Source organism: Nitrospira sp. CMX1 (assembly GCF_054902215.1).
This window is the reverse complement of sequence record NZ_JBUBKD010000069.1, coordinates 1-14,078: the sequence shown is the minus strand read 5'-3', so window position 1 is coordinate 14,078 and position 14,078 is coordinate 1. Positions and strand designations below refer to the sequence as shown.

Genomic DNA, 14,078 nt, shown 5'->3' with positions numbered 1-14,078 from the left:
CGCCTGCTTTGGGAGCAGGATGTCGGAGGTTCAAATCCTCTCGCCCCGACCAACCAGCCGCTCTCGTGTGAATCGGCGTTTCTGTGGTGTCCTGTCAGATCCCCCTCATCCTCATGCAGCCACCATCTGGTATCGTTCCCTCTCCTTTGACAATTGAGGGCTAGAGCGGTAGCAGGTGATCGGCCACTTGTGTATGTGATTGGGGTATTGAGTCGCTGCTGGAGGCAAGCGGCTCGAACCTCTATGCTGTTTCAAGTATTCGTTGGCCCCCAGGGCTTCGCGTATCTGTCTGTTGACTCTGTTCAGGACGGTGAGCCTGTCGAAACGCTCCGTGTAGCGGTTTGTCCTTCAATTGTGCGTGGGAGATGGAGTGCTTCGGCACGCTCAACGCAGGCCCGTCGATGGGTGACGAATCGCCAGGAGCAATGTGGCGAGGATTTCTGTTCCCGGGCAAGGTCTTGTCCAACGGTTCATGGCGGAAACCCGTCATTCTTATTGAAGGATGTGCAGTGCCACAGCAATTAGAAACATTGTCAGGATCAGACCTGTGAGATAAATGGTAGCCCACAGCGCCAAGATGGTGAGCTCACTCCTCATGTGTTTACCGCCTTTCTGATCGAGAGATTTCATTATAGTGTCTGATCTTCCGTTTTCCTTTTGTGGGAGGAAGCTGCATCTGTGAAGCAGATGAAAAGCTCTCTCACTTAGGTCTGTTCTCTGTTGGGAACAGTGCGGTGTCTTTAGGAGGTTGCGATAGCATGACTTGTGCCAAGTGGATAAATCTCGTGGTTATAATAAGTTGGAGGAGAAGGGAGGTTGTTGAGTTATGAGGCAATGGATCAGAAATGATTCTGTTATGGATCTGAAACGATACAGACGTGAGTGAGAACAAAGAGGAGCGGAAGAGTATTGTTTGCCGAACGTGAGTGACACGCCGGTTGTATTCGATCAGCCGTCGGCGGTGGTGAGAGGTGGTGCCTTCATCTCGTGGCGTAGATGTTGTCGACCAAGGTATTGGAAGAGCTTCCCATCGTGGGACTTGTGTGTGTTCAGGTGCCGAAAGCGTGTCTTGCCACTTCGCGTGGACTCAGGGCCACGAGTATGTCGAACGGTGAAGCGTCGTTCGTTTGCGGGATCGGACAACGAGGTCTGAGCGTGTCGCGATGCTGGACGACCATTCGAAGTATCGGTGAGATTCCGGTGATCGAGAACAAGCCTGTCCGATGTTGCGTGTCTGTGTCTCACCGAAATAGTATTCGTACTGCATCCTAATACTATAGCGACAAACCCTGCGGCTCCCAAGAATGATACGGCGCGTGTGGTGCTGGCGGTCCGGTAGGGGCATGGCGAGTGAAGTGGCGGATCATCCTCTGGTCCGTACGTTGGGCCGCTGAGAAACAGCGAAATGCCACCGGTGGCCGTTATCGACCACCCGTTAGTCTTCAGAAGAAAAGGAGGGTGGTTTTGCGGGGATCTGTTTTTGCCGGAGGAGTTTGGTCAAGTAGGTTCGTTGGAGCCCCAACTCTGTTGCTGCTTTGGTTTGGTTCCATCCGTTCCTCCGCAGGGCACTTTCAATGAGTTTCTGACTATAGGCGTCCATACTCTCGTGGTAAGAGAAAAACAGGATGTCAGAGGATGGTTCCTGATTGCTGGAGGCAGATGTATCCGTCGAAAGAGGGCCGGTCATTAATGACAGGTGTTCCGGGCCGATCGTGTCACCAGGACAAAGGACGAGGGCCCGGGTGAGGACGTTCTCTAGTTCACGTACATTTCCCGGCCAGGAGTACGTGTGCAGCATTTGCAATGCTGCATCGCTGAGCGTTCCACGCCGATTGAGGCCAAGTTTTCCTGGTTGAGTAAGAAAATGGCTGGCTAGCGCAGGTAGATCATCCAGTCGATCACGTAGAGGGGGCAAGTTGACGGTAATCACTGCCAGACGGAAGTACAGATCTTCACGAAAGGTGCCTTGGCGAATCGCCTGTTGGAGATTCTTGTTGGTCGCTGCGATGAACCTCACGTCAGCCCGCACTTCCTGAGTGCCGCCGACTCGGTAGAATGTTCGGTCGTTCAGCACTCGCAAGAGATGGCTCTGCATGGTGAGCGGCATGTCGCCGATTTCGTCCAGAAACACGGTGCCGCCCTCGGCGATTTCAATTTTTCCTGGTTCTCGTTTGAGGGCTCCGGTAAAAGCGCCCTTTTCATGACCAAAGAGCTCATTTTCCAACAAGTTTTCCGGGAAGGCCGCGCAATTCACCGGAACAAAAGGTCGGTTGGCTCGCGGGCTCCATCGATGGATCGCCCGTGCGACGACCTCTTTCCCTGTCCCCGTTTCACCCAGCAGGAGGACTGTAATGGCCGAAGAGGCCGCTTGTTTGGCAACCGCGAGCTGTGCAGCCATGTGCTTGTTGGTGGTGATTGCCGGCTGGAATTGATTTTCGACCTCCTTGCGGAGGGTGGCGACATGACGATGAAGTGTCAGGGTGTCGAGTGCTTTGTTAATGACGATGGTCAAATGATCGGAGGTGAAGGGCTTGGGGACAAAATCAAAGGCACCCAGCTGCATGGCCTGCACCGCGCGCTCAATCGTTCCGTATGCGGTGAGCATCACAATAAGGGGGGTCGTATAGGTTCCCGAGGGTGGATGGGGTTCGTGTTCCGACGGGTCGCTGTGTGCGGACGTTTGACCGACATGCTTCAGAACCTCAAGCCCTGAGAGCAGTGGAAGTTCCAAATCCAACAAGACAAGATCAGGCTGTTCCTCTTGAATCAAGCGGAGCGCCTCCTGGCCATCAGTGGCCGTTACCGGTTCATGCCCCATCCAGGTGACACGATTTTCCAAGCTGAGGAGAATGTCGCGATCGTCATCGACAATGAGGATCTTCGCACGCATGGGGGCTCCTTTCTAGGTAGAGGACTGTGTACTCGGCGAATAATCAGATGACATGGATTCGTGAGGGGGCGGTGTAGACGGATCCTGTGACACACAACTCGGGAGCGTCACATAGAATCGAGACCCGACCTCAGGTTGGCTCTCGACCCAGATCCGACCATGATGCATCGTGACAAAGGTTTTGGTGATCCAGAGCCCAAGTTGAGCTCCTTGTGATGCGGGCATGGCCGAAGGCACCTTCGAGAATTCCTCGAAGATGTTCGGGAGGTGAGTCGCATCGATCCCACATCCGGTATCGGCCACACAAATCTGAACGATGCCTGGTGATGCTACGGAGGCTTCAACGGATACCTGTCCGCCAGGCGGTGTGAACTTGATGGCATTGACGATCAGATTCACAAAGATCTGCTCAAGCTTGTCGCGATCTCCCTGAACAGGCGGGAGTGTTTGGATCGGTGCAACGACCAGTGAGATATTTTTCTCCGATGCCACCATCTGGAGGCCGTCCGCGGCAATCGTGGCGATTTGATGGAGACAGACGTTCTCTACACGTAGCTCGATCGGTTTGGTGTCCAGCCGCGACCAGTCCAGCAACTGAGCGATGATTCGGCTGAGTCGCGCGACATTGTGTTGCACACGGGTGAGGTAGGTTCGTTGCAGGTTGGTCAAGGGGCCTGTGACCCCATCCAGCATATTTTCTGCAAAGCTCCGAATGGCGGTCATGGGCGTCCGTAGTTCGTGGGAGACGACGGAAAGAAATTTCGAACGACGCCGGTCATGTTCTTGGAGTTGGATATTGGCACGAGACAGTTCATCAGTACGCTGTTCAATGCGCTCTTCCAGATGCTGCGTCAGCTCGGCGAGATCAGCGTATGCCGTGGCATTGTCTATAGCCGCTGCGACATGGCCGGCGATCGTTCCAAGTATGTGCAAATCTTCATCCGTACAGCGACGTGTTCCACGATCGCCCGCCAGATATCCAAGAATCTTTCCGTGGCTCTGGAGCGGGACGCCGACGAATGACTGGATTCCGGATCGGCGCACCAATTCCAATAGCGGGGGGTAAAACCGATGGGTGGTGCTACCAACATCCTGGATTAAGACGGGTTTACCATGGAGGAGGAGTTCGGCCGTGATACCTCCGTTGTCGACGATAGGCACTTGAAGTCGTCGAACTCCTTCCACGATCTCAGGTGCAACTCCGATAATACGAGCGACAGAGGCGTAGGTGTGTTCCTGAGTCTGGAGGACCACCATCATTCGAGAAAAGCCAAGGTTATCAACAATCAAATGGAGGGCGGTGTCAAGCAGCTGTGTCCTGTCAAAAAGGGTCGTGTTGGCAATGGTGGTGCTGGCCTGATGGATCGTGGTCAATTGCTTGACCTGTTGGCGTATGGTGTCAAGATTTCTGGTAATGGCCTGGTTGCGGTCACGTAAGGACTGCGCCATCACATTAAATGCATGCGTGAGTTGTCCGACTTCATCATTGCTGGAGGGAGAAAGAAACTGCGTTGTCTCTGTTCCCTCTGCAAGCTGGCGGGTGGCCGAAGCAAGACTGCGCAGCGGTATGGTAATGCGAGAGGTGAGTATGTGAGCTCCGAGTATTCCTGCTGCAATGATCATGATCGTGAGGAACAAGACGTTGCGCACAATGATCAGCAAGGCCTGGTTGGCTTGTGCATCAGTGATGCCGATGCGCACGATTCCGACGACCGACCCTGTGTTCGTCGCCAGACGAAGACCAGCTGTTTCTTCCAATTCAACAGCCCGTTGCGATTGTGATCGTGGGGTCGAAACCTCCCGAAGGACAGGCATCGCAAAATCAAACAACGTTTCCCTGCGCAGAAAAAAGGACGGGAGCCAGTCCGAAGTCTCATCTTGGGAGATCAATCTCTGGTCCGGTGAAAGTACGAGCCTGCTAATCACAGGAGTCGTGAGCGGAGTTCGAAGGAGCGATTCTGAGAGGTGGTCATCCGGATAGATTGCAGGAGGAGATGCGAGAACTGCATGACTCGAGGGTGTTCGCACACGTTTGCTCTGGCGGTCTAATATATGACCGTCTGATCCGGTAATCACCACATAGACGACGTGGTCAATGGTCATCAAGCTGCTCATGAACTGACCGAGCGTAATGTGATCTTCAAGAACGACACCGGCAATCCGAAAATGCTCGTTATGGACGGTATTGGTTAAGAGGATTGTTCCGAGCTCTTCAAGGCTCGTGGTCATCGCCTGGCGTCGTGTTTCAACGAAGTACCAGCTCAAGGTCGAACAGGTCACAATGAGGATGAGGCCGAAGAGCAAGACGAACTTGAGACGAAGGCCGAAGATCCGAGTCGGCGGACCTGATGGAGCCTCGTGTGAAGTGTGAACGTCATTTGCCATGGCGGAGCACTCAGTACGCTTCATCAATGAGCTTCTCCAGCTCTTTGGGGATCGTGATGCCCAGGTACCGCGCGGTCTTTTGATTCACCGTGATTCTGATGCGCTGGACCGGAATCGGCTTCAGCGGCAGTGGTGGTTCACCATTGAGAAGGCGCCTCGCGAGGAATCCGGCTTCTCGGCCGACTTCGCCGTAATCGACCGAGAAGCTGAGCAGGGCGCCAAGCCGTGTGAACTCACTTGAAAAACCGATGACCGGCACGTGACGGGCTACCGCTGATTCAAGAATAAATCGGATGGATTCGTCTGTCAGGACGGTTGAATCGGGAATCAGCCACAGTGCGTCCGATTCAGACAAGAGCGTCCGGAGTTGTTGCGGGATGTCTTTTTCGGTTGTGACGGGAAATCCTTGTACCTGAAAGTCTTGAGCCGAAGCTCGGGTCTCTGCTTCTTTCAGTCTTGTGGACGTTTTCTCCGGGTCATAGAGGAGGCCGATGCGATGCAGGGTCGGTAAGAATGAGCGCATCATCTTGAGCTGGCGGTCTGACGGAATTTCCAGCAACACTCCCGTCATGTTACTGGCGGTGAGGTGATGCTTGATGGGGTCGAGAATCATCATGTAAAGGATTGGAATATCCAGGATCTCGAATTTAGCAGCCAGCGCCGCCTTGAGGCCGACAGCGACGACGAGGGAAGAGTCCGATGCACGAATCCTCTGGGCAAGCTGTTTCCCACGCTCAAGGTCTCCACGCAAGTCGTACTCCACAAAGATGGCAGTTCCAGGCGATGCGGTTTTGAATCCTTCGATCGCTTCGTCGTACGCTTGAAGATCTGATGATTTTAGGATGGTAATTTCGACGCCTGCGGCGCTCGCGGGAGTTGAGAAAACGCAAGACAGCGCGAGGAATATGAACGACCACTGCCAGACTTGTATTGAGTACAACCGGTGTGTTCGCTGATTGATGACGAAAAGGATCATGACAGCTATTCGCATGAACGCCTGTTCCCAATCTGGCAGAGTCTCGCTACAGGCTGACAGTTAACTAGCCCATAACACGGCTCCCACTGACGTCGCCCAAGGGATATTCTGTGTGTTGATCGTTCAATGCATTTAAAGCGGAAACTGCAACGTCGGCCTCTCTCAGGTATCCAGCTGTCGCGTACTGTTGCCCAAAGCGATAAGCTGCTCGCACGTTTAATACGTCATTGCGATGCACCGGCTCGCCAGGCGGTGCGAGCAGAGCCGAGAAGCAGCCTTCTCTCGGATAGAGATGGCGAACTCCCTTGCCCAACTGTTCCCCGCCTTTTTCCTCGAGTGATACCACACGACACCTCTGTGTGATGCGATCAATCCCGCTGCAAGGGTTGTCATGAGAGTAGGCGGAGGCATCATCCAGGCTGGTTGATCATTGCTTGGATCAGTCTTGCTGTGCAGTAGTCTCACGTCTGCGGGACCTCTGCTGTAATAGAGCTATAGAACTGGAGCAACCGCTATGCCGTGGGCTCAGGGTAAGGGGTCTGGTGTAGAAACGCGCAGATTCATGCAGGTTATGGACGGGTTGCATGGATTGTGAAGCTAAGTAAGCCCACCAGGGGTGTATCATAATAGATTCATGGTGAATCGAAATAGATTCAGGTGGTAAAGCGTATCGGACAAGTGACATCCGATACGAACCCCGCTGAATCGAGCCCATACCGAATACCCTGCAGGGCAGACGAGTACCGTTCCATATGAGATTGGAAGGCTGGTGCTCGCTGGGTCATCGGGTGGAATTGGTTCTAATGGGTAATCCATGACAGTACGCAGTTATCTCGCCTTCGTCTGAATGGAGCTGAGGTCCCAGTCGGCGACTCCGTTGAGGCCAACTTGCCTCAGGAGTGCCGCGCGCAGCCTCCGAAGTGAGGAGTCTGTCGGCTCCTTCTCGATCAATGAGCAGACGCATCCCATCGCATCGTACCAGAACCCGATCAGTGCGTTCGTGCGGACACTCTCTCGGTCGCACGTCACATTGACCGAGGTGATGGTGAGACATTCACTGAACTCACATCGCTCGATCATGCCCCCGGCAACGATATCCCTGGAGGGAGACTCCGGATTGGGACTGGCCGACACAAACCAGCGATATTGGACGTTGGGCTCCAGGGCCAAGCCCAAACTCTTCAGATCGATGGATTGAACACCTGCTGCCGCTGGCGTTGGGAGAGGACCTTCATAGATGGGGCGTACTTTTCGGTCGTCATTGATGGTGAATTTCAATGGATGAGGGGTCGGTTTCGCGAGAAACCAATTCAGCGTCGGTGTTTGCTTGACCGTGAGGCCGACATGGTCTGGCACCAGCGCGACGATTTCAGCTTCGGCGCCGTCGGTTCCACGTAAGGTGCCGCCGATCCTCGCGCGAGGCTGAAGTTTCTTGGGTGGTGTGTAAACCGGCAGCTGGACATTCTCTTGCTGCCCAATTTGGGCCACGACTAGGTTGTCTGCGGCAGCCACAAACGTGGTCACGCTCAGAACACTGAGGGCGAGGGAGAGTCCAACGAAAGAATGGATGTAACGCATGTGCATATTGGCTCCTTCCCGGCGCTGATCGACGTATGGCGGAACATCGTCGTGTCGCGACATCCTCGATCAAAGCCAGTTATTCATCAAGAGGAACGGCGACCAGTAAGCCGGATGTCCATAGATCCGGTCGTTCAAGAGTTTAATCTGGGCTCGTTGGAGGGCCACGGCTTTTGAGAGAGCCGGATTACGCAGCTGTCGGTAAAACTCAGTAATCAAGGTCGCGGATGCTTCATCATTGATGAACCAGAGTGTCGCCAACGCGCTCCGGGCACCGGCTTTCAACGCGACACCGGCCAATCCGAGCGCCGCACGGTCATCGCCGATTCCGGTTTGACAGGCGCTCAAGGTCAATAGTTCGAGCGGCTCCTGCCGGAAGCGAAACAAGCCGATCAGTTGGTCGAGCGTCTGCATCGTCAATTTTCCATCAAAAGTCAGGAGGAACGAATCGTTCACGTCGGTCGAGAACTGACCGTGTGTGGCGATGTGTAGGCCTCCATACCGTCCTTCACGCAATTCTTGTTCCAGCCTGGAGGTCTGGAACGCATTGTTCATCAGTTGGTCGCCCTTGTAGAGTTGTTGAATGGATTGGACCTCGTCCACCACATAGGGAAGGGGTGGGAATCCTTGCACGGATTTGGTGAGTCCGGCCGTGAGAAATCGGAGCTTGTCCCGATTGAGTGGTCGTGGGTCGGTCAACGTGAGCCCGGGCGTCATCGCGAGGGCGAACTTGTTGATCAGAAATGTTGAACCGTCGTGGAGTGCCGCCAAGGGGATCGTCCGAAGGGCACTGTCCGGCACGAAGACCAACGTCGTAATGGTCAACGGTGAAATCTCTGCTTCGAGCGGACGGATGAGCCAGTTGTAGAGTTGTTGCGCATGAGGCAAATATTCACGCGTGGTTCGTTTTTCCACGACTCGACGGAAGGCACGGATTTCTTGAGTCAGTTGGTCGGCAGTCACCGGGACAGAAATGCGTTTCAAACCAGTCGGCAGGCTCATGAGCAGTTCCAGCCTGGAACTGAACATGATGGGATAGATGACGGCCGTGTCCGGCGATAATCGATCGAACGTCGTCAGTCTGGACCGGATCGCGTCGACACAATCGTCCTTGAAATAGTCTCGCAGCTCGGCTGTTTTATAAGCCTCGATGGCATCCCGTGCGGCGAGTAGGTCGCTATCGACGGATTGGTCCTCATCACTGAGGGACGCGCGCTGTAATAATAAGTCGGCGAGCTCAAAGAACAGGGGCTTGACCGTATCCTGCCCAGCAAAGGAATCGTCGGAGGAGGCTTGTGCCACCTCACGTCGAATTGGTTGAAGTGTCAGGGTTGCTTGCCAGTACGAGGCGATCGCTTGATCCAGCTGCCCCGTCTCGGCCAGCTGGCGCCCCAATTGCCATTGCCAGCGATAGAGGGATTCCGGCGTATCCACTGATTGTGCGATGAATAGAGCACGCCTGGTGAGCTGCAATGCTTCGTCCATGCGAAATTCTATTTCGTAGAGATGTCCAAGATATCCGATGGCATATGACAAGGTTCTCGTGTCTCCCTGCTGTTCCGAGATGCTGGCAGCTTCCTGGAGCACTCCGGCCGTGCGCAACACGAGCGCATCATGTTCCTGGAGCAGATGAGGCAGCAGGCGCTGGTAGGCCAAGGCGATGCCGATGAGCCCAAGCGATCTATTCCGGGACGGTGGAGTCAGGTCCTTCAATTGATCGAGTGCGGCGTCAAGAGCGAGGCGACTCTCGGTCGGTTGGTGGAGTCGCAATAATGCGCGTGCAGCGTTCGTGCGAGCTGTGGCGGCCAAGAGGGAAAGGCCGGTGCTCTGTGCATGGGTCACGCTCTCTTGAAAGGCGTCGAGGGCCTTCTGATCTTGCTGTTGCAGGACCAGGAGGATGCCGAGATCGTTCAGCGTGGTTGCGAGGAGCGGTGAAGAGTTCTGCTCGTGCGCGACGGATGATGCCTGCTGGAGGAACTCCGATGCTTGCGGGAGCTGACGCGTCGTCAAGTAGGCTCGTCCGAGATGTCCCAAGATAGGGGCTTCGACCATGGGGTCGCCGCTCCTCTGCGCCAATCCGAGTGCGAGTTCCAGGGATTGGAGCGCTTGTTTGGATTGCCCTAATCCTAAGGAGGCCTGAGATGAGAGGACTAAGGCCTCAATCTGTGCCGGGATATTTTCGGAACTCTTGTAGAGTTCTGCCGCCTGTTTCCAATGAGACAGCGCATCACCGAAAGCGCCTCGTTCAAAGGCAAGACCTCCTGCTTTCATCGACTGTCCTGCTGGAATACTAACGTCATGGGGTTCCGACGGTGTCGAGGTGAGCAATGAGATCGCCACGACCAATACAGAGCAGAGGCTCTGTCGGATAACATGAAGAAAGGATCGCGAGGGGAGCAACATGGAGCCTCTTGTCAAAAGACCTGGACGACCGCCTGAAGATGGATGCCATGATCCTGGAGGTTGCCGGCAGGGTGCGGGACATGATTGAGCGGCACACCCCAATAGAGTTCAAACCGTGCCCGGTCTTTCGGTAAGACCGTCCAGCGTAACCCCAACCCGACACTCGCCAAGGTCTGCGGATCGTCGGTTTTCCCCTTAGCCTGCCACACTCGACCGACGTCGACGAATTGAGCAAACTGCAAGAGGGGCTCACCGCTGGCATAGCGGAATAGGGGAAATCGAGATTCAATGGAGAAGAGAAATCCATTGTCACGAATCAGGGTATTTTCACGATAGCCGCGGACGCTGAATCGGCCACCCACGGGGATCTGTTCCAACGGGAAGAGGCGATCACTCGCCAACTGTAAATTCAGCTGTCCCAGGAGCTGCATTCCCCACCAGTCGTCGAAGCGCCGAACACCCTGGAGTTGTCCCAGCCAGGAAAAGAAGCGGCCATCTGGCAGCGGCAGCCCAGTTAATGAGACACCAGAGTTGGTGGTGGCATTCAAGACGTCCAGGCCTACTGAAAAACGGGAACGAGCGGCAATGACCGACGTTGAGGTGCGATGTACGTATTCCTGGACAAAGCGAAGGGCACTGACGGCGCTGACTCCGGTATCCGATGAGCCGTTGATGAACGGTGAGGGCGAGCCAGGGCTGTCAAAGATCGATGTGACTTTATTAGAGAGCCGCTCGCCGGTGATGGCGACGGCTAGTTCATCAGTCAGAGTCCGATACAGCGGATGGCGGAGTGTAAACCCGATGATTTCCGAGGTGGAGTTGAGATTCAACGCGCGGAACTGGCTTTCGACGACCACAAACTCGTTCCGACGATAGGAGGCGGTGAACGTCGTGTCATAGCGGTTGATCGGGAGCGTATACGACACATCGATAACAGGATGCACACCGCGAGAGCCACCGTACGTAATGCTCAGGGGATCGCCATGTCCGGTCACGTTTTGATGGGCGACCGTCAGTAAGCCTCGCTCGGCCCCGACCGCCGGTGTCTGATAGTTGCTGAACTCTGCCCACATCTTCCAAGGGCTTTGCTCTTTGATGTTGACGTGGAGAATACTCTGTCCTCGTTGATCGCCGGGACGGAGTTCCGCATTGATCCGTTCAATCCGAGGATCTTGTTGGAGTAATTGCAAGCGTGTCTGAAGTGGTTCCATCTTCAGCGGAGGCCCGGCTCCGAGAGCCAGGCGGTCGCTGAGAGTGCCCCGCCTGAACCAGGAGGTTCCTTCGATATCGATTCGAGACAGGGCACCCTCAATGATCTGGATCTGAATCACTCCATCGATGACGTCTTGATCGGGAATGACGGCGCCGGAAGTGATGTAACCCTTGTTGACATACAAGAGCGTGAGCGCCAGTCGCAGTCGCTCTAAATCCTCAGTGGTGAGGATCTGGTTGTAGTAGGGCTTTGTGACGGCTTCAATCTCCGTATCAGAAAAGGCGGTATTTCCGGTCACCTGTATGGATTTGACCAAGACTTGGATCTGGCCGAGTTGAGTCTGGGGCTCGCCCTTCGGGGGAGTGCTCGGCACTGATGGAAGCACTGGGTTCGGTGGAGACATCGCGGGCGGTACGAATTTTTTCTTGAGCGGGCCGGACGGCTCTCCTGATCGGAGTGTCGGGTCGAACACCGGAGGGAGTACCTGTGCCCCTACAGGAGTGGATGTCGTCATGATCATCATAACGAGCCCCCCGCACAACAAGACTGGGACGACGTGACGACGCTGGGTGTGGCGCGCCGAGCCAGCAGCGCCACTGATCATGAAGGACAGCCTGTCGACCCAGTCGCAAATGTCCGAACTAAAAATCCAGATGGGGTCAGCCGTCGTAGTGAGAGCACTGGTGGTGTGTTCTTTTGCGAGGTCACTGTTGGTGACGCATTGAGCCCACGATTCTGTACCATGGGTCCAGAAGCATGCTCGGTTTTCTCTCCAGTCCAATGCTCCACGGAAATCGGGCTGCTGATCCATCCGCTTGGTTCGTCTGGAAGCGCATCTCGCCCGGCGAGAAGAAATGTATTCTGTTCGCCTCTGGCTAAGGCGACACAGCGATTTTGCAACAGGACTTGTGGCAGGCTTGTCTTCGACATAAGCTGACCGACGGCGCTGCTCAGATTCGAGATCGGGGACTGAGTCGTCACGGTACCGTTCACTCCAAACTGAGAATCGGCATTCACAAGGCTCGACTGATCCTTGAGATACAGTGGTGTCGCGACTGTGCTGATCGTCTTCTTTGCCGCCACATACTTGAAGCGTACCTAGTCATCTCTTGACCAAGATTGATATCAGTAGCTATGCGAAGACAGGGTCTCATTTACCGTGAGGGTAGTTACGAAATGACATGCCAGACCACAATCGATATGAAAAGTTCGCTTACATTTCCGGATATTTGTTGTATTTGTATTGCCAGGTTCTCATCTTGCTTTTTTCGTTTGATTTTTCTCTATCTCATCGCCTGATCTAAAACGTTTAGTCAATATCACGTACCATACAGCTCTGCTCTTGGCTGGATACAATCGGTCTATAGATTCGTTCAGTCTAAATCAAGATTTAATATTCGTGCCATGGCTCTAGTTCTCTTGCCGAGAGACACCTTTCGAAGCTGTGGTGTCTCAGCTGGCCCGTTTTGTTTGTGGCTCATTCTTATGGGCTTTTTGGCAGCTGCCTGAGGCATAGGGCATTTCAGTAAACGCAGTTTGATTGAAAGGAAACGTACATTCGTGTTTGGAGTGGCAGTTTGTCGGTCCATCAGACTTCCTTCCCTATCTCATTAGCCTTATATCCAAGAGGCTCTAGCAAGGTACAGGCCATAAATGTGCGACCAGAGTAATTAGCTATAATTTGAATGAAATACGTAGCGTCTATGGGAAGTTACAGGTATGAGAGTCAGGGACGATCACAATCTATAGAGGAGTGTAAAGGGGATCGAGGTGAATCGAAATAGATTCACTCCACCTGTATCGAAATAGATTCACCCCAGGTCGATGACGGGTAGGTTGTGACCTCGGTGGCAGAGGTGCCGAGTCGAAGTGTGGGACGACTATATTGATGGATGGTGTTGGGATAGCTTGGCTCTGGACTGAAGGGAGGGTTTGGTGCTCTGGCGAGTCTTCCACGATTGTAAAAGACTGTTGGACATTGAGAGGGGTAATATTTCAGAGGGGCAGTCTGTGGACGTCGTCGCGAAAGTTCTCATGAGAAATCCAGGCGGGATTAGTCTCCGGAGCGACAATATGTGAGTCTTTGCAGGGAGGATGGCCATCCCAGATTGGTTGATCGGTCCCATCTTCCGAGCTATGAGTCCCGAGACCTATTCCTCTCCGTTACCTCCTACCAAGTGTTCCAAGGGGACTGGGCTACTGAGCCACACTCCTGGCTCGGTCGGAAGACTATCGCGGCCAGTCAGGAGAAAGGTGCTCCGTTCGTTCTCAGATGTGGCGGCACAGTGGTTTTGCAACAGCACTTGCTGTTGAACGTGCTGGTTCCTCCTGAGAGGCATCAAAGAGTCTGGGGGCAAGAAGCCCAAGCAAGTGCGGATGCTCCATGAGCAGGTGAAAAGTGCGTCACATCCGGTCAAAAACGCGCGGTCTCGCCACAGGCCACGTTTTCCTGTATAAGATGGGTTTGACGCAGATTGCCCAAACACCTAATACGTTTCGCATGCGAACTCTGCTGGAGTGCTTTGCCCGAGATAAGACCAGAATGGTAATTCCAACTTATTTGAACACGCAGACGCGCCCGTAGCTCAGTCGGATAGAGCATCAGCCTTCTAAGCAGGCAAAGGGGGATTGGC

Annotated in this window: 8 protein-coding genes; all 8 read right to left on the bottom strand. The window is 54.3% G+C overall.

The annotated features are described in order from the left end of the window. Positions 1-1,435: 1,435 nt before the first annotated feature. Positions 1,436-2,890: a sigma-54-dependent transcriptional regulator gene (locus ACYX34_RS17735; RefSeq protein ID WP_462077912.1), complete on the bottom strand. Its 1,455-nt coding sequence runs from the start codon at positions 2,888-2,890 to the stop codon at positions 1,436-1,438. Positions 2,891-2,902: 12 nt separating this feature from the next. After that, positions 2,903-5,275, bottom strand: a complete 2,373-nt coding sequence (locus ACYX34_RS17730) for a sensor histidine kinase (RefSeq protein WP_462077911.1) — start codon at positions 5,273-5,275, stop codon at positions 2,903-2,905. 10 nt (positions 5,276-5,285) lie between these two features. Beyond that, a complete protein-coding gene (locus tag ACYX34_RS17725) occupies positions 5,286-6,266 on the bottom strand; it encodes an ABC transporter substrate-binding protein (protein ID WP_462077910.1) in 981 nt (326 codons plus the stop codon). A gap of 49 nt (positions 6,267-6,315) precedes the next feature. Next, positions 6,316-6,597, bottom strand: a complete 282-nt coding sequence (locus ACYX34_RS17720; protein ID WP_462077909.1) for a hypothetical protein — start codon at positions 6,595-6,597, stop codon at positions 6,316-6,318. Positions 6,598-7,079: 482 nt separating this feature from the next. Then, complete coding sequence (locus ACYX34_RS17715) at positions 7,080-7,829, bottom strand: DUF928 domain-containing protein (protein WP_462077908.1); 750 nt, start codon at positions 7,827-7,829, stop codon at positions 7,080-7,082. Positions 7,830-7,898: 69 nt separating this feature from the next. Continuing rightward, the gene (locus tag ACYX34_RS17710; RefSeq protein ID WP_462077907.1) at positions 7,899-10,100 is read right to left on the bottom strand and encodes a CHAT domain-containing protein; all 2,202 of its coding nucleotides are present in this window, start codon (positions 10,098-10,100) and stop codon (positions 7,899-7,901) included. 143 nt (positions 10,101-10,243) lie between these two features. Then, on the bottom strand, positions 10,244-11,959 hold the full coding sequence (locus ACYX34_RS17705) for a ShlB/FhaC/HecB family hemolysin secretion/activation protein (protein WP_462077906.1): 1,716 nt from the start codon (positions 11,957-11,959) through the stop codon (positions 10,244-10,246). 86 nt (positions 11,960-12,045) lie between these two features. Continuing rightward, a complete protein-coding gene (locus tag ACYX34_RS17700; protein ID WP_462077905.1) occupies positions 12,046-12,528 on the bottom strand; it encodes a hypothetical protein in 483 nt (160 codons plus the stop codon). Between the last annotated feature and the right edge of the window lie 1,550 nt (positions 12,529-14,078).

Excerpts from the sequence above, each read along its gene's own strand:
- ACYX34_RS17725 (WP_462077910.1), bottom strand. The coding sequence starts at position 6,266 with ATGCGAATAGCTGTCATGATCCTTTTCGTCATCAATCAGCGAACACAC.
- ACYX34_RS17710 (WP_462077907.1), bottom strand. The coding sequence starts at position 10,100 with ATGAAAGCAGGAGGTCTTGCCTTTGAACGAGGCGCTTTCGGTGATGCG.
- ACYX34_RS17715 (WP_462077908.1), bottom strand. The coding sequence starts at position 7,829 with ATGCGTTACATCCATTCTTTCGTTGGACTCTCCCTCGCCCTCAGTGTT.
- ACYX34_RS17705 (WP_462077906.1), bottom strand. The coding sequence starts at position 11,959 with ATGACGACATCCACTCCTGTAGGGGCACAGGTACTCCCTCCGGTGTTC.
- ACYX34_RS17730 (WP_462077911.1), bottom strand. The coding sequence starts at position 5,275 with ATGGCAAATGACGTTCACACTTCACACGAGGCTCCATCAGGTCCGCCG.
- ACYX34_RS17735 (WP_462077912.1), bottom strand. The coding sequence starts at position 2,890 with ATGCGTGCGAAGATCCTCATTGTCGATGACGATCGCGACATTCTCCTC.